Here is a 17441-nt window from a genome sequence, read left to right on the forward strand (position 1 = left end):
TGTCAGGCGATGCGGTCCAGCACGATCGGGTTCGGGGTGAAGTCCGTGCCCGCCGGAGCGATGTCGTAGGCGCCGTCCAGGGACTTGAGGGCGTAGTCGAACTTCTCCGGGGTGTCCGTGTGGAGGGTCAGCAGGGGCCGGCCCGCCGTGACGGTGTCGCCCGGCTTGGCATGGAGTTCGATGCCGGCGCCCGCCTGGACCGGGTCCTCCTTGCGGGCGCGGCCCGCGCCGAGGCGCCAGGCGGCGACGCCGACGCCGTAGGCGTCGAGGCGGGTGAGGACGCCCGAGGAGGGGGCGGTGACGACGTGCTGTTCGCGGGCGACCGGGAGGGTGGCGTCCGGGTCGCCGCCCTGCGCGGCGATCATGCGGCGCCAGACGTCCATGGCCGACCCGTCCGCGAGGGCCTTCGCCGGGTCGGCGTCCTTGATGCCGGCCGCGTCGAGCATCTCGCGGGCGAGCGCGATGGTCAGCTCGACGACGTCGGCGGGGCCGCCGCCCGCGAGGACCTCGACGGATTCGCGGACCTCCAGGGCGTTGCCCGCGGTGAGGCCGAGCGGGGTCGACATGTCGGTGAGGAGGGCGACGGTCTTCACACCGTGGTCGGTACCCAGGCCCACCATGGTGGACGCCAGCTCGCGGGCGTCGGCGATGTTCTTCATGAACGCGCCCGAGCCGACCTTGACGTCCAGGACCAGCGAGCCCGTACCCTCGGCGATCTTCTTCGACATGATCGAGGACGCGATCAGCGGGATCGCCTCGACCGTGCCGGTGACGTCGCGCAGCGCGTACAGCTTCTTGTCGGCGGGGGCGAGGCCGTCGCCCGCCGCGCAGATCACCGCGCCGGTGGTCTCCAGGACGTGCAGCATCTCCTCGTTGGACAGCAGCGCCCGCCAGCCGGGGATGGACTCCAGCTTGTCGAGCGTGCCGCCGGTGTGGCCGAGGCCCCTGCCGGAGAGCTGCGGTACGGCGGCGCCGCACGCGGCGACCAGCGGGGCGAGGGGCAGCGTGATCTTGTCGCCGACGCCGCCCGTGGAGTGCTTGTCGGCGGTGGGGCGGGACAGGGACGAGAAGTCCATCCGCTCGCCGCTCGCGATCATCGCGGCGGTCCACCGGGCGATCTCCGTACGGTTCATGCCGTTCAGCAGGATCGCCATCGCGAGCGCCGACATCTGCTCGTCGGCGACCTCGCCACGCGTGTAGGCGTCGATGACCCAGTCGATCTGCTCGGGGCTCAGCTCGCCCTTGTCCCGCTTGGTGCGGATGACGGAAATCGCGTCCATGGCCTTGAGGGTTCCTTCCAGCGGGAGGGGACAGTCCTGTGCACGTGACTCTACGCGCATAGAGGTGAGGGGGAGGAGAAGGACGACCCCTCCGCGGACAGCGCGGAAGGGTCGTCCCGTTCTTATGTCAGGTGCTGCGGGCCGAAGGCCTGCGGGAGCATCTCGCCGAGGGTGAGCACCCCTGCCGGAGTGTCCAGCAGCAGTTCGTCGCCGCCGAACTCGTACAGCAGTTGCCGGCAGCGGCCGCACGGCACCAGCACCTGGCCGCGCCCGTCCACGCACACGAAGTGCGTGAGCCGGCCGCCGCCCGTGGCCTGGAGCTGGGAGACCAGCCCGCACTCGGCGCACAGGCCGATGCCGTACGAGGCGTTCTCCACGTTGCACCCGGTGACCGTGCGCCCGTCGTCGACGAGGGCGGCCGCGCCCACGGCGTACCCCGAATACGGGGCGTACGCGTGGGACATGGCCTCCCGGGCGGCGTCGCGCAGGGCCTCCCAGGCGTCGTCCGTCACTTGCCCTGGCCCCTCTTGTACGGCATGCCGTCCGCCTTGGGCATACGCAGCCGCTGCGCCGACAGCGCGAGCACCAGCAGGGTGGTGACGTACGGCGCGGCGTCCACGAACTGGCTGGGCAGCCGGTCGGTGCCCGCGTACCAGACGAAGAGCAGCGCGGAGACGGCGGCGGCGATGGCGGCGGCGACGTACTTCTTCTTGTAGAGCTGCCAGATGACCAGCGCGACGAGAAGGATCGCCAGCAGCAGGAGCATGGCGTGGACGTTCTCGGCGCCACCGCGCAGCTTGAGGCTGTCGGTGAAGCCGAACAGTCCGGCGCCGAGCGCCATGCCGCCCGGCATCCAGTTACCGAAGATCATCGCGGCGAGACCGATGTAACCGCGGCCGCCGGTCTGGCCCTCCTGGTAGATACCGGTGGAGACGATCGCCAGGAAGGCACCGCCCAGGCCCGCGAGGGCACCGGAGACGGTCACGGCGATGTACTTGTACTTGTAGACGTTGACGCCGAGGGACTCGGCGGCGACCGGGTTCTCACCGCAGGAGCGCAGCCGCAGACCGAAGCCGGTGCGCCACAGGACCCACCAGGTGCCGGGGATCAGCAGCAGCGCGACGACGGTGAGCAGCGACAGGTTGGTCACCAGGCCGCCGAGCACGCCCGCGAGGTCGGAGACGAAGAACCAGTGCTTGGCCTGGAGGTCGGCCAGTCCGTCCGACAGCCCGGGGATGGTGATGTCGGTGACCCGGTCGATGCGCGGCGACTGCTTGGAGGAGCCGCCGGGGGCCTCGGCGAACGTGAAGTTCGACAGGTAGCGGGTGGCGCCGGTGGCCAGGATGGTGATCGCCACACCGGAGACGATGTGGTTGACGTTGAAGGTGACCGTCATGAGCGCGTGCAGCAGACCGCCGATCGCGCCGCCGACGATGCCCAGCAGGACGCCGGTCCACGGGCCCCACTGGTAGCCCGCCCAGGCACCGAACCAGGTGCCGATGATCATCATGCCTTCGAGGCCGATGTTGACCACGCCGGCCCGCTCGGACCACAGGCCGCCGAGGCCCGCGAGGCCGATGGGCACGGCCAACTGGAGGGCGCCGGAGACCTGGCCCACGGAGGTGAGGTCGTTGGCGCCGCTGATCATGCGGACCAGCGAGAACAGCGCCAGGCCGCCGGCGATGATCAGCAGGATGACGGGCAGGGAGAGCCTGCGGCGTCCGCCGCCCTTCTTGGGCGCGGCGGCCGCGGCCGTAACAGTGCTCGTGGACTCGCTCATGCCGCCACTTCCTCCTTGTTCTTGCGGGCCTGGGCGGCAAGCTCTTCGCCGACCTTCTGCTGCTGACGGCGCAGCCCGTACTGCCGGACGAGTTCGTACGCCACGACCACGGAGATCACGATCAGGCCCTGCATGATCGTGGCGATCTCCTTCTCGAAGCCGTACTGGTCCAGCGACGCGGACGCCTTGTCCAGGAAGGCGATGAGCAGCGCGGCGAAGAAGATGCCGACCGGGCTGTTGCGGCCGAGCAGGGCGATGGTGATGCCCGTGAAGCCGACACCGACGGGGAAGCTCAGGCTGTACGTGTGGGTCTGGCCGAGCAGCATCGGCATGCCGGCGAGACCGGCGACCGCGCCGGAGATCAGCATGGCGGTGAGGACCATCCGCTTGGCGTCCACGCCGCTCGCCTGGGCGGCGGAGCCGCTGGCGCCGGTGGCGCGCAGGTCGAAGCCGAAGCGGGTGCGGTTGAGGACGAACCAGTAGACGACGCCGAGCGCGAAGGCGACAAAGGTGAAGCCGTAGATGGTGCCGCCGTCCACGTCCAGGCCGGGCATCCAGCCGGATTCGGCGATCTCACCGGTGGTGAGGTCGTTGGAGCCGGGCGGCTGCACGCCGAGGTTGGCGGGCAGGATCATCCAGGCGATCAGGCTGGTCGCGATGGCGTTCAGCATGATCGTGGAGACGACCTCGCTGACCCCGCGGGTGGTCTTCAGGATGCCCGCGATACCGGCCCACATCGCGCCGACGAGCATCGCGACGAGGACGATCAGCAGGATGTGGAGCGGGCCGGGCAGCTCGACCGCGGCACCGACGACGGCGGCGAGCATCACCGCGAGGCGGTACTGGCCGTCCACACCGATGTTGAACAGGTTCATCCGGAAGCCGATGGCGACCGCCAGCGCGGCGAGGTAGTACGTGCCGGTCTGGTTGAGGATGAGGACCTGGACGTCGGTGAACTCCAGGCTCTGGAACATGATCCGGTACGGCTCGAACGGGTCACGGTCCGAGACCAGCAGCACCACCGAGGTGAGCAGGAAGGCCACGACCAGGGCGAGCACCGGGCCGGCGAGGCCCAGGATCAGCCGGTCCTTGTCGAACTTCTTCATCGGCCCTCACCGTTCGCGTTCTCGTCGTGATGCTCGAGGTGGCCGGTCGCGGCGCCGGTCATGGCCGAGCCCAGCTCCTCCGGGGTGATCGTGGCGGGGTCGGCGTCCGCGACCAGCCGGCCCCGGTACATCACCCGCAGGGTGTCGGAGAGCCCGATCAGCTCGTCCAGGTCGGCGGAGATCAGCAGCACCGCCAGGCCCTCACGGCGGGCCTCGCGGATCTGGTCCCAGATCTGCGCCTGCGCGCCGACGTCCACGCCACGGGTGGGGTGGGCGGCGATCAGCAGCTTGGGGGCGTGGCTCATCTCGCGGCCGACGATCAGCTTCTGCTGGTTGCCGCCGGAGAGGGAGGCCGCGGTGACCTCGATGCCGGGCGTGCGGACGTCGTACTCGCGCACGATCCGCTCGGTGTCCTTGCGGGCGGCCTTCAGGTCGAGGATGCCGCGCCTGCTGTTGGGCGCCTCGGTGACGTGGCCGAGGATGCGGTTCTCCCACAGCGGGGACTCCAGCAGCAGGCCGTGGCGGTGGCGGTCCTCGGGGATGTAGCCGATGCCGCCCTCGCGGCGCTTGCGGGTCGGCGCGTGGGAGATGTCGGCGCCGTCGAGGGTGATGACGCCGCCGTCGAGGTCGCGCAGGCCGATGAGGGCCTCGATCAGCTCGGTCTGGCCGTTGCCCTCCACACCGGCGATGCCCATGACCTCGCCCTTGTGGATGGTGAAGCCGATGCCCGCCAGGACCTCGCGGACGATGCCGTCGGGGTCGGTCTCGGTGAGGCGCAGGTCCTCGACCTTCAGCATCGGTACGTCGGTCACGGTCGACTCGCGCGTCTCGGGCGACGGCAGTTCGGCGCCGACCATCAGCTCGGCGAGCTGCTTGGTGGTGGCGGTGCGCGGGTCGGCGGTGCCGACGGTCGTGCCGCGCCGGATGACGGTGATGTCGTCGGCGACGGACAGCACCTCGCCCAGCTTGTGCGAGATGAAGATGACGGTCAGGCCCTCGGCCTTGAGCTCCCGCAGGTTGGCGAAGAGCGCGTCGACCTCCTGCGGGACGAGCACGGCGGTCGGCTCGTCCAGGATGAGGGTGCGGGCGCCCCGGTAGAGGACCTTGAGGATCTCCACGCGCTGGCGGTCGGCGACGCCGAGCTGCTCGACGAGGACGTCCGGGCGGATGTTCAGCCCGTACGCGTCCGAGATCTCCTTGATCTTCTTACGGGCCTTGGCGCCGATGCCGTACAGCTTCTCGCTGCCGAGGACGACGTTCTCCAGCACCGTGAGGTTGTCGGCCAGCATGAAGTGCTGGTGGACCATGCCGATGCCGATGGCGATGGCGTCGGCGGGGCTGGAGAAGGAGACCTGCTTGCCGTCGATGGTGATGGTGCCCTCGTCCGGCTTCTGCATGCCGTAGAGGATCTTCATCAGGGTCGACTTGCCGGCCCCGTTCTCACCGATGAGGGCGTGGACGGTCCCCTTGCGGATGGTGATGTCGATGTCGTGGTTGGCGACGACGCCGGGGAAGCGCTTGGTGATGCCGCGCAGTTCTACGGCGGCAGCGGCCGACGCAGCCGGCGGCGATGACGGGCTGGACGCGTTGATGACGCACTCTCCTTGGCGGGAAAGGAGCTTTGAGGAGCGGGAGGGCTGGTGGGCAGGTGCCGAAGTTATCGCGCCGGGCGGGGCTCTACGCGCGTAGCGACAGCGAAGGGGAAAAACCCGGGGGAACATGGTCCGGGTCCGGAGGGGCGGCCTTCACCACCCTCTCCGGACCCGCGGACCCAGGTCCCGGCCGCGCGGTTACGGAGCGGTCTTGACCTTGATCTTGCCGGCGATGATGTCGGCCTTGGCCTTGTTCACCGCGGCGGTCACATCGGTCATCTTGGTGTAGGCCGGGTTGGAGGTGGCCAGGCCCACGCCGTCCTTGTCGAGGCCGTAACGGACCTCACCGGACTGCGGCTTGCCGTCCTTGACCGACTTGATCAGGTTGTAGACGGAGTCGGAGACGTCCTTGGTCACCGAGGTGAGGATGTACTCCTTGTAGGGCGCCAGGCCCTTCTGGTTGTACTGGTCGGAGTCGACGCCGATGGCCCACTTCTTGGCCTTGGCGGCGGCCTCGATCGAGCCCGAGCCGGCGAGACCGGCGGCGGCGTAGATCACGTCGGCGCCCGCGTCGAGCTGGCCCTCGGCGGCGGCCTTGCCCAGGTCGGGCTTGGAGAAGCCACCGAAGTCCGGCGGCTGCGTCAGGTACTGGACCTTGACGTTGACGGCCTTGTTCGTGTCCTTGACGCCCTGGACGAAGCCCGCCTCGAACTTCTTGATCAGCGGGGTCTCGACGCCGCCGATGAAGCCGACGGTGTTGGACTTGGTCACCTTGGCGGCGGCGACACCGGCCAGGTAGGAGCCCTGCTCCTCGTTGAAGACCAGGTTGGCGATGTTCTTGCCGGTCTTCGAGGTGTCGTCGATCAGGCCGAAGGTGGTCTTCGGGAACTTCGGCGCGACCTCGGCGATGGCGGGCGCGTACGCGAACCCGACGCCGATGACGGGGTTGTTGCCGGCACGGGCCAGCTCGGTCAGGCGCTGGACCTTGTCCGGGTCGCCCTCACCCTCGCTGGGCTCGGCCTCGGTGCCCTTGATGCCGAGGTCCTTCTCGGCCTTCTCCAGGCCGGCGAACGCGGCATCGTTGAACGACTGGTCGCCACGGCCACCGATGTCGTACGCGATGGCTGCCTTGGCTTCGCCGTCGGAAGCGCTGTCCGACGACTTTCCGCCACACGCGGTGGCGCTGAGCGCGAGTGCCGCTGATGCGACGCCCACAGTTGCGATCCTGGTGATCCGGCGCAAGGGAGGCTCCTTCGACCTGACCTAAGCGCCTCTTCCGGCGCTGGTTTCGCGGCGATCGTAACGCGCGTAGATGTCAGGTAAAGGCCCGTTCGTTAGCTGTTATCAGATCGACGCGAACAGCGGATGACCTTTTCGATACTGCCACGAGGCGTAGTGGCGCACTCCCGGTTGGTGACCGGAAATGGACGGTCGGGCCCGCCTCGAACAGGCGGGCCACGTCCGTTCCGAGAGGGTCAGAGGCCGCCGTCGATGAGGGCGGCGGCGGTGAAGAGCTCGACGCCGACCTGGATGGCCCGCTCGTCGACGTCGAAGTTGCCCCGGTGCAGGTCGAGCCGGGCCGTATCACCCGGCCGGCGGACGCCCAGGCGGGCCATCGCACCGGGGACGTGCTCCATGTACCAGGAGAAGTCCTCGCCGCCGAGGCTCTGCTCGGTGTCCTCGATCGCGTACGCGCCGCACCGGGACTCCATCGCGTCGTGCAGGAGCTGCGCGACGGACGCGTCGTTGACCACCGGCGGGACGCCCCGGACGTACTCGATCTGGCACTTGGCGCCGTGCAGCGTCGCGACCTCGTCGATCGCCGCGTACACCTGGTCGGGAGCGTGCCGCCAGGCGTCCAGGTCCAGGCACCGGACCGTGCCGCCCAGCTCGGCGCGCTGGGGGATGACGTTGGGCGCGTGCCCCGCCTCGATGCGGCCCCAGGTCAGGACCAGCCCGGAACGGGTGTCGATCCGGCGGGCCAGCAGCGCGGGCGCGTCGACCGCGACCCGGGCCGCCGCTGTGACCATGTCGGTCGTCAGGTGCGGGCGCGCGGTGTGGCCGCCGGGCCCGTCGAGGGTGACCTCCAGGCGGTCGCAGGCGGAGGTGATCGCCCCGGTGCGCAGCCCGATGCGGCCCACGTCGACGCGCGGGTCGCAGTGCACGGCGACGATCCGGCCCACGCCGTCCAGCACGCCGGCGTCGATGGCGGTGATCGCGCCGCCCGGCATGACCTCCTCGGCGGGCTGGAAGATCAGGCGCACGGCGTTGGGCAGCAGCCCCTGGCGGGCCAGGTCCGCCAGTACCAGGCCGGCCCCGAGGACGACGGTGGTGTGCACGTCGTGGCCGCAGGCGTGGGCCCGGTCCGGCACGGTGGAGCGGTACGGGACGTCCGTCTTGGTGTCCGGGATGGGCAGCGCGTCGATGTCGGCGCGGATCGCCAGCATGGGGCGTACGCCGTCCCACGTACCGATGTCACAGGTCAGTCCCGTGCCGCCGGGCAGGACCCGGGGGCTGAGCCCGGCCGCTTCGAGGCGCGTCTTGATCGCCGCGGTGGTGCGGAACTCCTGGAAGCCCAGCTCGGGGTGCATGTGCACATCCCGGCGGAACGCGATCAACTCGGCGCGCAGGCTCTCGGGCAGCGCGCCGAGCAGGGGCGTATCGCCGGGAACGTCTGTTTCGGGGTCGCGGGACATCACCTTGTTCACCCATGACAGGGTAGGCGTGTTTCGACCTCAACTAACGTGTGATCTACAAAACTTCAGCCCGATAGGGGAAAGAATCCCTGCGCAGCGGGCTTGAGGGCATGACGAAGTGGGTAAGCTCACGCGTTTTCGGGCCTTTGTCGATCTTTCTCGGTCGCGTTCGGATCGGTGTTCGCGTTCGTGATCGTTTGTGCGAGGGCGGGCGTGCGGGCGCGGGTCTTTCGAGGGCCGGTGTGCGGGCGCGGGCGTCTCTACGCTCCCGTGAGCGACAGGCCGTGCGCCGACCGTGCCGACTCCGCCACGCCCGCCAGGAAGCCCTGGGCGCGCGGCGAGGCGGTCTCGCGCAGCCACTCCGGCGCTATCCCGCACACCGTGATCGTCACGCCGGTGCCCACGAGGGCCGCCGGGAGGGTGTGCACGACCGTGGACGGGAAGCTCAGCACCGTACGGCCGATCGGGCCGCGCCGGGCGATCAGCTCCAGCGGCAGGTCCGGCCGGACGATCTCCAGGCCCGTCTCGACCGCTATCCGGTGCAGCTTCTCCACGCTCTCGCGGCGGTGCGCGAAGTAGCGCCTGGCGCCGTGGGCGGCGGCCAGCGCGGCGACGGCCCCGGTGTACCGGTCGGGGTCCACCACGCCCGTCTCCACCAGCGAGGTGCCCACCAGGTCCGCGCCCCCGGTCAGCCGGGGCGGGCCGAACCGGGCGCGGGTCCACGCGAAGCGGTTCGTGGTGACCGTGGCGCCCTCGGGCCCCTCGACCGGCAGGGCGGTGAAGATCTCGACCGTGCGCCCGCGCCCCGGTGCGAGGCGGCGGCGGGCCAGGGCGGTGACCGGAGCGAGGGCCAGTTCGCGCGGGCCCCGGCCCCGGCCGCGCCGGTGCCAGCGCACGAGCCGTTCGCCCCGGGCGAGCTGGGCGGCGAACTCCATGGTGGCCGTGCCGTCGTCGACGACCGTGAGGGCACGCGGCCCGAAGAGCGTCAGCAGGAGCTGGACGTAACGGGAGAACGGATCGCCGATGATCACCCGCTCGGCGCGCAGCAGGGCGGGCGCCAGGTCGCGCAGCGCCCTCGGCAGCGCACCCCGGCGCCCCCGCGCCTCCTGCCAGCGGACGGCGAACCCCTCGTCGCGGGCGAGCTGGGCCATGCGGCGCAGTTGGCCGCGTGACATCGGGTCGGTGGGCGACAGGACGACGACGAGGAGGTCCGGCCGGCCGGCGTGGTGGGCCCACTCCAGGACGTTCAGGAGCTGGACGGGGCTCTCGACGAAGGCCAGGTGCGACGGCGCGGTCATCGGCGGCGCGGTCATACCGTCGCCGGGACGCGGCGGAGCTTCTTCATGGGGCCGAGCTCCGACTCGTACACCTTCTTGACCCCGTCGCCGAGCGCGGTCTCGATGGTGCGGATGTCGCGTACGAGGCGCGTGAGGCCGCCCGGCTCGACGGAGGCGGCCTGGTCGGAGCCCCACATGGCGCGGTCGAGGGTGATGTGGCGCTCGACGAAGCAGGCGCCGAGCGCGACGGCGGCGAGCGTGGTCTGGAGGCCGGTCTCATGGCCGCTGTAGCCGATGGGGATGTTGGGGTAGTCCCGCATCAGGGACTGGATCACGCGCAGGTTCAGCTCCTCGGCCCTGGCCGGGTAGGTGGAGGTGGCGTGGCACAGCAGGATGTTGTCGCTGCCCAGGACCTCCACGGCGTGGCGGATCTGCTTCGGGGTCGACATGCCGGTGGAGAGGATCACCGTGCGGCCGGTGGCGCGCAGGGTGCGCAGCAGTTCGTCGTCGGTGAGGGACGCGGAGGCGACCTTGTGGGCGGGCAGGTCGAACTTCTCCAGGAACGCCACGGCCTCGGTGTCCCACGGGGAGGCGAACCAGTCGATGCCGCGCTCGCGGCAGTGCTCGTCGATGGCGCGGTACTCGTCCTCGCCGAACTCCACCCGGTGGCGGTAGTCGATGTACGTCATCCGGCCCCAGGGCGTGTCGCGCTCGACGTCCCACTGGTCGCGCGGCGTGCAGATCTCGGGGGTGCGCTTCTGGAACTTCACGGCGTCGCAGCCCGCGTCGGCGGCGGCGTCGATGAGGGCGATGGCCTTGTCCAGGTCGCCGTTGTGGTTGATGCCGATCTCGCCGGTGATGTAGACGGGCTCGCCGGGGCCGGCGGTCTTGTGGCCGAGGGTGCGGAGGCGGTTCATCGTTGCTGTTCCTTACGTTGCGGGGGTGTGCAGGGTGGGGCCGAGGAGCCAGGCCGCGATCTCGCGGATCGCCCCGGCGCCGCCGGGCGTGGTGGTGACGGCGCGGGCGGCGGCCCGTACGGAGTCGTGGGCACTGGCGACGGCGACGGGCCAGCCGACGAGCCCGAAGCAGGGCAGGTCGTTGACGTCGTTGCCGGCGTAGAGCACCCGCTGGGGGTCGATGGCGTGGTCGTCGCACCACTGCTTGAGCGCCAGGTCCTTGCGGTCGATGCCGTGCAGGACGGGGACGGCGAGCTTGCGGGCGCGGGCGGCGACGACGGGGTTGCGCTCGCTGGAGAGGATCAGGAGCTGGACGCCGGCGCGGCGCAGCGCGGCGACGCCGAGGCCGTCGCCCCGGTGTACGGCGACGAGTTCACGCCCGTCGGCGTCGACGAGCACCCGGTCGTCGGTCTGGGTGCCGTCGAAGTCGAGGACCACGGCGTCGATGTCGTCGAGGGACGGGGTCGTGGTCTCGTCCAGCAGCGGCGCGAGCGCGCGGGCGCGGGCGAGGTCGTGCGGGTCGTCGACCTCCAGGACGCGGGCGGGGTCGGTGACGACGAGCGCGGTGCGGCCGAAGAAGCGGTGGCGGTGGGTACGGAAGCCTCGCGCGTCCATGCCGTACGCGGCGCCCGTCTCCAGGTACTCGGGCTCGCGCTCCTGGCGCCGGGGGCGGTGGGCCTTGTCGTGGTTGACCCCGTGGGCGTCGGCTTCCCGCCGCCACAGGAAGCCGTGCGACGGGGCGACCGTCAGGGCCGTGTCGGCGCCGTGCTCCAGGACCCGGGCGGCGACGCCGTCGACGTCCCCGGGCGTCAGGAACGGGCTGGTGCACTGGACGAGCAGGACGGCGTCCACCGGCCGGGCGTGCAGGGCCTCGAAGGCGTCCATGGCGTGCAGGACGGCCGACTCGCTGGTCGCCGTGTCGCCGGAGAGGGCGGCCGGGCGGTGGACCGCCTCGGCGCCGGCCGCGCGGGCGGTGTCCGCGATCGCGGGGTCGTCCGTCGAGACGACCACGTCCGTCACGTGCCGGGCGCCCAGGCAGGCACGGACGGCCCGGGCGACCAGGGGTATGCCGCCGACGGGTGCGAGGTTCTTGGCGGGTATGCCCTTGGAGCCGCCCCGGGCGGGTATGACGGCGAGGACGGTGGGCCGGCCCGGCCGGTGCCCGCGCCGCGCGGGCGCGGTGGGGTCGGTGAGGGGCGTGGGCGCCGTGGGCGCCGTGGGCGCCGTGGGGTGAAGCGTCGGGCGGCTGGTCACAGTTCCCCCAGGCGGCGGATCACCGGGGCCACGCGCTGCACCCCGTGGCGGTAGACGCCGCGTGCCGCCTCGCGCAGCACGCGCCGTACCGGGCTCGTGGCGGGCGGCCCGGTGGCGTCGAGGCGGTGGCGGCCCAGCACGCCCGGCAGGTAGCCGGGGGCGGTCGCGGACGTGTAGTACGGGGCGATCGGCGGCAGCGCGGGCGCGGCCAGCAGGTCGAGCACCCGGGCGCGGGCCGCGTCGAAGGCCTTGGCGTACGAGCCGTCGGCCGCCACGCCCTGGTCGGCCAGCCAGTGGGCGTCCGGCCGGGGGCGGTGGCCGCCGTCCAGCCGGTCCCAGGAGGTCAGCAGGCCGGAGCCGATGAAGTGGTGGTTACCGAGCGCCTCGCGTACGCCCAGGTCGGTGAGGACCGCCGTGGGCACGCCCCGGTGCAGGGCCTCCAGGGCGGCCGTCGAGGAGACGGTGACCAGCAGGTCGGTGCGGTCGAGCACCTCGCCCATGTGGCCGTGGACCAGCCGGACGTTGGGCGGCAGCGGGCCCCGGGCGAGCTTCTGGTACGGGTGCTCCTCCACGTGCGTGGTGTGCTCGCCCGGCTTGGAGCGCAGCTTCAGGAGCACCTCGCGGTGCGGGTGCAGCCGGGCGTGCTCGACCAGCCGGCGCAGCAGGTAGGCACGGTCGGCCCGGGACGCGGGTACGGAGGGCTGGGCGGCGAACACGACCGTGTCACGGCCGGGGGCCGGCGCGTACCGGGCCCCGCCGAGGAACGGCAGCGCCGCCTCCACCACCGCCGACGCGTCGGCGCCGACGCCCTCGTACACCTCGCGGAACCGCCGGGCGTCGTGGCGGGAGTTGGCGAGCACGACATCGGCCCCGTGCCGCAGCAGCAGCCCGTCGGCGAGCTTCTCGTACACGACGCCGACGTAGCCGGTGACGACCACCGGGCGGCGCGGCAGCGCCATCCCGGCCAGGCCGTGCAGCATCGCCTGGACGGTGCCGCCGACGAGCGCGAGGACGACGACGTCGTACGCCTCGTCCCGCACCGTGCGGAGGAACTCCGCCCCGGTCACCTCCCGCGGGGCGGCCACGTCCGCGCCGACCTCGGCGAGCTGGCGCGTGGTCGGGGTGGCCCGGCCGCGCAGCACGAAGCCGGTCACCCGGCTGACCGGCGGGCTGATGCGACGCGCCGTCAGGGCGCCCCATTTCCATCGGGTGTCGGAGTCCGCGAGTACCGCGATCCGCACCGCTTCACGGTTGCGTGATGGCACGCCGGAGACGTTAGAAAGGCGCACGGCCGGCCCGGCCCAACTCGGCCGCAACAAACGGTGAACAGCGGCCGGCGGCAATCCGGCGGCAATCCGGTTAAGGGGCGCGCCGCTCAGTGTTCACCGCGCATCCCTTTTCCGGTCAGGCCGAATGACGGCAGGTGGGCCTAGCGTCTCGCGGGTGGTCAAGCTCTCCGTCGTCGTGCCGTTCTACAACGTGCAGACATACGCCCCCGACACCCTGATGAGCCTGCGCGCCAACGCCCGCGAGGACTTCGAATTCCTGCTCGTCGACGATTGTTCGACGGACGGGACGCCCGAGCTCCTCGCGCGTGCGGCGCGCGAACTGCCGGGGGCGGTGCTGCTCACCCATGACCGCAACGGCGGACTCGCCACCGCCCGCAACACCGGCATCGACGCCGCCCGGGGCGAGTACCTGGCGTTCCTCGACGGCGACGACTGGCTGGCGCCCGGCCATTTCGCCCGGGTGCTGGCCGCGATCGAGGAACTGGGCTGCGACTTCGTGCGCACGGACCACGTCCGGTGCACGGCCAGGACCCGGACGGTGCACCGGGTTCCGGTGGGCCGGCGCGGGGTGGTGCTGCGGCCGCGCGACGCGATCCTGCCGGCCGAGCGCTCCACCTCCGTCGACTACCCGTACGCCTGGGCCGGGATGTACCACCGGCGGCTCGCCGACCGGGGGCTGCTGCGGTTCACCGACGGGCTGCGCACCGCCGAGGACCGGCCGTGGATATGGCGGTTGCACCGCGAAGCGGATTCGTTCGCGGCGATCGGCACGCTGGGGGTCTTCTACCGGCGCGGGGTCTCCTCATCCCTCACACAAATCGGCGACATTCGACAGCTCGATTTCATCCGCGCTTTCGACCAGGTCCTCACGGAAACGGCGAAGGACCCGGATGCGGAAAAGCTGCTGCCGAAAGCGGTACGCACCTACTGCGCGATCATCGCGCACCATCTGGCGTCGGTGGAACGGTTCGAGGCGCCGGTCGCGAGGAAATTGCGCACCTTGAGCGCGGCGGCCCTGAAACGGATGCCGCAGCGGATTCTGAACGACGCCCTCGACACGATGGACGCCGAGCGGGCGGCCAGGCTGCGCAGGCTGCGCCGCCGCCCCGTCCCCTCCTCGGCCGTCGGCTCCGTCCCGGTGGAGGCCTCCGCATGACCACGCAGCTCTTCTACGCCTCCACCCTCTACGGCGCCGTCACCCTCGCCGCCGCCCTGGACAACGGCTGCTTCCCGCCCGCCGGCCGCCGGCTGCTCCTGGTGGCCAACAACGCGGCGATACCCGAGACGGCCGTCCCGCTGGACCGCATGCCCGGCTTCGAGCGGCTGCGCGGCCGCTTCGACTCCGTGCTGTCGTGGAACGACACCGTCGCGCCGTTCCACCCGGGCGCCTGGTCGCCCCGGCCGGACGACGTGCCGCTGTGGGAGCGGTACCTGCGGCTGCTGTGGGGGCTGGGCGAGGACGAACCGGTCGAGCTGGTCGTCGAGTCGCTCCAGGTCGCGCCCGCGCTCACGGTCGCGCAGCTCTTCCCGGACGCCCCGATCGACGTGTACGCGGACGGGCTGATGAGCTACGGCCCGACGCGCGTCAAGCTGGACCCGCTGGTCGGCGAGCGGGTGCGGCGGCTGCTCCACCTGGACCTGGTGCCGGGGCTGCGTCCGCTGCTGCTGGAAGAGTTCGGAGCCGTACCCGAGATCGTCCCGACGGAGGCGTTCACCAAGGTGGCGGACGAGCTGGACGAGCCCGTGGACGCCCCGGAAGGTGCTGCCCTGCTCCTCGGCCAGTACCTGTCCGCCCTCGGCATCCTCTCCCCCGCCGAGGAGGAGGCCCTGCACGTACGGATGGTGCGCGGCGCTGTGGCGCGCGGGCACCGGCACCTGGTCTTCAAGCCGCACCCGGTGGCGCCCGCGTCCTGGTCGCGGACCCTGGAGCGGGAGGCGGCCGCACGGGGCGCCGAACTGACGCTGCTCGACCGGCCCGTGCTCGCTGAGGTCCTGTTCCGGCGGCTTCGGCCCGCGCTGGTGGTGGCCTGCTTCTCGACCGGGCTGTTCACGGCGGCCCGCTTCTACGGCATCCCGGTCGCCCGCCTGGGCACCGGCCCGCTGCTGGACCGGCTCTCGCCGTACCAGAACAGCAACCGGGTGCCGGTGACCCTCGCCGACGCGCTGCTGCCCGACCTGGAGAGCGGTGAGGCCGGCGAGGTCCAGGACCTCGCCGGCCTCCTCCACGCCGTGGGCTTCGCCATGCAGCCGCAGGTCCGCCCGGACCTCCGCCCGGCGGCCGAACGGTACCTGTCCGCCCACCGGGACGCCGGGACCCGCCGCTACTTCAAGCGCCGCCGCCTCACCGTCCTCGGGCTCCCCGGCGGCCTCCCGGTCCCCCGCAACGCCCTGGTGCGCCGCCTCGCCCGGCGGGCCCGCCGCCTTCAGCGCGCGGTCCTCAGGGCGTCCTGACGACCGGCTCCTGGATCTCCGTCACCCACTTCGCCGGGTCCTCCGGGCACTCCAGGTACAGCTCGCGCGAGTAGCCCGCCGAGCGGTAGCCGTTGGTGTCGATCCAGGTGGCCAGGGTCTGGATGGTGGGCAGCAGGGCGTCCATCGGGCCCCGGTGGACGACTGTCGCCGCCTGGTCGAGGCCCGGCAGGTCGACGACGTCCACGCCGGGGACGTCCGCGGCGGTGACACCGGCCGGGAGGGTGATCCCCGCGTGGACGACGATGGAGCCGTCCCCCGCCGGGGCGTCCTCGTAGTGGGCGATGCCCGGTCCGAATTCGGTGACCCCGGCGGCCTCCAGCCGGGCGCACAGCTCCTGGTAGAGGGGCGTGATGACGGGGCCGATCTCGTCCGGGCCGAAGCCCGCGGCGATGCCGGTCAGCTCGGCCAGCCGGACTCCCGGAACGCTCTTGACGACGACGTCCTGTGTGGGCATGTGTCCCTCGCTCTCGATGGCTCGGAGCCTCGCCGCGACCTGCGCCAGCCGCGTGGCCGCCTCGCTCATGGCCGATTCCAGCTCGGCCTGCCGCAGCCGCAGCATCCCGCGCAGCTCCTCGGCCCCGACCTGTTCGTCGAGGATCGACCGCACCTGGTCGAGGGTGAAGCCGAGGTCCTTGAGCGCGATGACCCGGTTGAGCCGGGCGAGCTGACCGGCTTCGTAGAAGCGGTAGCCGCTGTACGGGTCGACGTGGGCGGGGCGCAGCAGTCCGATGGCGTCGTAGTGGCGCAGCATCCGGACCGACACCCGGCCGTGTCTGGCGAAGTCTCCGATGGTGAACATGACGCCTCCTACGACACGGCCTCACACGGTGTCAGGGTCAAGCGGGGACGTTCACGCCGTGCTGCTCACGTCTGCTGCTGACGTCTGCTGCTCACGCCGTGCTGCTGAGCGACAGCTTCACCGCGAACCCGAGGAACAGCGCGCCCGCCGCCGACGTCGCCGTGGCGGACAGCCGCTTGCGGCGGCGGAAGGCGGCGGCGAGGTGGGTGCCGGTGAATATCAGCAGCGTGAGGTAGAGGACGCTCGCCACCTGCGCGAGCGTGCCGAGCACCACGAAGGACAGCGCCGGGTACTGGTACGCCGGGTCGACGAACTGGACGAAGAAGGCGATGAAGAACAGGATCGCCTTCGGGTTCAGCAGGCTGATCACGAAGGCGCGCCGGAACGGCCGTTCCGAGGCGGGGGCCGGGGCGGCGGCGCCGAGCTCCTCCGCGACCCGCTCCCGCCGGGTCCGCCACATCGACCAGGCCGCGCGCAGCATGCCGATGGCCAGCCACGTCAGATAGCCGGCGCCCGCGAACTTCACGATGCCGAAGAGCAGCGCGTTCGCCTGGAGCAGGGAGGCGACACCGGCCGCCGAGAGCGTCATCAGCACCGTGTCGCCGCACCACACGCCGGACGCGGCGACATAGCCCGCCCGTATCCCGCGCCGGGCGGCGACGGACAGCACGTACAGCGAGTTCGGCCCCGGCAGCAGAATGATCAGAACGAGGCCCGCGAGGTAGGTCGGCAGATCGGTGACACCCAGCATGAGACGGAGTGTCGCACGTGGGTACGACACTCCGCCTCGGGGTTCCGCATCGCGGAATGGGTGGGGCTAGAACGCGTCCGTCGGGACGTACGTCCCCCACACCTCGCGCAGGGCGTTGCAGACCTCGCCGACGGTGGCCCGCGCCTTGAGGGCGTCCTTCATGGGGTAGAGGACGTTGTCGGTGCCTTC

15 protein-coding genes are annotated in these 17441 nt (G+C 71.6%); 2 read left to right on the forward strand and 13 right to left on the reverse strand.

Going from position 1 to position 17441, the window contains the following annotated elements:
• Nucleotides 1–2: 2 nt before the first annotated feature.
• The 11 genes from AB0J57_RS11315 to AB0J57_RS11365 all read right to left on the reverse strand — a co-directional run bounded on the left by AB0J57_RS11315 (nt 3) and on the right by AB0J57_RS11365 (nt 13206).
• A complete protein-coding gene (locus tag AB0J57_RS11315; RefSeq protein ID WP_366127799.1) occupies nt 3–1280 on the reverse strand; it encodes a thymidine phosphorylase in 1278 nt (425 codons plus the stop codon).
• A gap of 122 nt (nt 1281–1402) precedes the next feature.
• Nucleotides 1403–1792 (reverse strand): cytidine deaminase, encoded by a 390-nt coding sequence (locus AB0J57_RS11320; RefSeq protein ID WP_366127800.1) that lies wholly within the window; start codon nt 1790–1792, stop codon nt 1403–1405.
• Nucleotides 1789–3060, reverse strand: a complete 1272-nt coding sequence (locus tag AB0J57_RS11325) for an ABC transporter permease (protein WP_366127801.1) — start codon at nt 3058–3060, stop codon at nt 1789–1791. Before AB0J57_RS11325 ends, AB0J57_RS11320 begins: the two co-directional genes overlap by 4 nt.
• Complete coding sequence (locus AB0J57_RS11330; protein ID WP_366127802.1) at nt 3057–4166, reverse strand: ABC transporter permease; 1110 nt, start codon at nt 4164–4166, stop codon at nt 3057–3059. Before AB0J57_RS11330 ends, AB0J57_RS11325 begins: the two co-directional genes overlap by 4 nt.
• Complete coding sequence (locus tag AB0J57_RS11335; RefSeq protein ID WP_366127835.1) at nt 4163–5701, reverse strand: ABC transporter ATP-binding protein; 1539 nt, start codon at nt 5699–5701, stop codon at nt 4163–4165. The genes AB0J57_RS11330 and AB0J57_RS11335 overlap by 4 nt, the downstream gene beginning before the upstream one ends.
• 255 nt (nt 5702–5956) lie before the next feature.
• Nucleotides 5957–7000 (reverse strand): BMP family ABC transporter substrate-binding protein, encoded by a 1044-nt coding sequence (locus AB0J57_RS11340; protein WP_366127803.1) that lies wholly within the window; start codon nt 6998–7000, stop codon nt 5957–5959.
• A gap of 233 nt (nt 7001–7233) precedes the next feature.
• On the reverse strand, nt 7234–8454 hold the full coding sequence (locus tag AB0J57_RS11345) for an amidohydrolase (protein WP_366127836.1): 1221 nt from the start codon (nt 8452–8454) through the stop codon (nt 7234–7236).
• A gap of 260 nt (nt 8455–8714) precedes the next feature.
• Nucleotides 8715–9752 carry a hypothetical protein gene (locus tag AB0J57_RS11350; protein ID WP_366127804.1) on the reverse strand — a complete coding sequence of 346 codons (1038 nt, stop codon included), beginning with the start codon at nt 9750–9752 and terminating at the stop codon, nt 8715–8717.
• An 11-nt stretch (nt 9753–9763) separates the two neighbouring features.
• On the reverse strand, nt 9764–10648 hold the full coding sequence (locus AB0J57_RS11355; RefSeq protein WP_366127805.1) for an N-acetylneuraminate synthase family protein: 885 nt from the start codon (nt 10646–10648) through the stop codon (nt 9764–9766).
• Between the two features lie 12 nt (nt 10649–10660).
• Entirely contained in the window at nt 10661–11815 is a 1155-nt protein-coding gene (locus AB0J57_RS11360) for an acylneuraminate cytidylyltransferase (RefSeq protein WP_366127837.1), read from the reverse strand.
• 122 nt (nt 11816–11937) lie between these two features.
• Nucleotides 11938–13206: a DUF6716 putative glycosyltransferase gene (locus tag AB0J57_RS11365; RefSeq protein WP_366127806.1), complete on the reverse strand. Its 1269-nt coding sequence runs from the start codon at nt 13204–13206 to the stop codon at nt 11938–11940.
• A 178-nt stretch (nt 13207–13384) separates the two neighbouring features.
• On the opposite strand from AB0J57_RS11365, the gene AB0J57_RS11370 reads away from it, so the two are divergent.
• Together AB0J57_RS11370 and AB0J57_RS11375 are read left to right on the forward strand one after the other, a co-directional pair.
• Entirely contained in the window at nt 13385–14386 is a 1002-nt protein-coding gene (locus AB0J57_RS11370; RefSeq protein WP_366127807.1) for a glycosyltransferase family 2 protein, read from the forward strand.
• Entirely contained in the window at nt 14383–15681 is a 1299-nt protein-coding gene (locus AB0J57_RS11375; protein WP_366127808.1) for a polysialyltransferase family glycosyltransferase, read from the forward strand. Before AB0J57_RS11370 ends, AB0J57_RS11375 begins: the two co-directional genes overlap by 4 nt.
• Here the strand turns inward: AB0J57_RS11375 and AB0J57_RS11380 are convergent.
• Both AB0J57_RS11380 and leuE read right to left on the reverse strand, forming a co-directional pair.
• Nucleotides 15668–16501 (reverse strand): MerR family transcriptional regulator, encoded by an 834-nt coding sequence (locus AB0J57_RS11380; RefSeq protein WP_366127809.1) that lies wholly within the window; start codon nt 16499–16501, stop codon nt 15668–15670. The two genes, AB0J57_RS11375 and AB0J57_RS11380, sit on opposite strands and share 14 nt — an antisense overlap.
• A gap of 91 nt (nt 16502–16592) precedes the next feature.
• Nucleotides 16593–17252, reverse strand: a complete 660-nt coding sequence (gene leuE / locus AB0J57_RS11385; protein WP_366127810.1) for a leucine efflux protein LeuE — start codon at nt 17250–17252, stop codon at nt 16593–16595.
• Between the last annotated feature and the right edge of the window lie 189 nt (nt 17253–17441).

Origin of the sequence: Streptomyces sp. NPDC049837, from assembly GCF_040674455.1 — a bacterium.
Taxonomy (GTDB): Bacteria; Actinomycetota; Actinomycetes; order Streptomycetales; family Streptomycetaceae; genus Streptomyces.

Coding starts and splice junctions, on each gene's coding strand:
- AB0J57_RS11380 (WP_366127809.1), bottom strand. CDS start 16,501: ATGTTCACCATCGGAGACTTCGCCAGACACGGCCGGGTGTCGGTCCGG.
- AB0J57_RS11330 (WP_366127802.1), bottom strand. CDS start 4,166: ATGAAGAAGTTCGACAAGGACCGGCTGATCCTGGGCCTCGCCGGCCCG.
- AB0J57_RS11350 (WP_366127804.1), bottom strand. CDS start 9,752: ATGACCGCGCCGTCGCACCTGGCCTTCGTCGAGAGCCCCGTCCAGCTC.
- AB0J57_RS11375 (WP_366127808.1), top strand. CDS start 14,383: ATGACCACGCAGCTCTTCTACGCCTCCACCCTCTACGGCGCCGTCACC.
- AB0J57_RS11315 (WP_366127799.1), bottom strand. CDS start 1,280: ATGGACGCGATTTCCGTCATCCGCACCAAGCGGGACAAGGGCGAGCTG.
- AB0J57_RS11355 (WP_366127805.1), bottom strand. CDS start 10,648: ATGAACCGCCTCCGCACCCTCGGCCACAAGACCGCCGGCCCCGGCGAG.
- AB0J57_RS11345 (WP_366127836.1), bottom strand. CDS start 8,454: ATGTCCCGCGACCCCGAAACAGACGTTCCCGGCGATACGCCCCTGCTC.
- leuE (WP_366127810.1), bottom strand. CDS start 17,252: ATGCTGGGTGTCACCGATCTGCCGACCTACCTCGCGGGCCTCGTTCTG.
- AB0J57_RS11325 (WP_366127801.1), bottom strand. CDS start 3,060: ATGAGCGAGTCCACGAGCACTGTTACGGCCGCGGCCGCCGCGCCCAAG.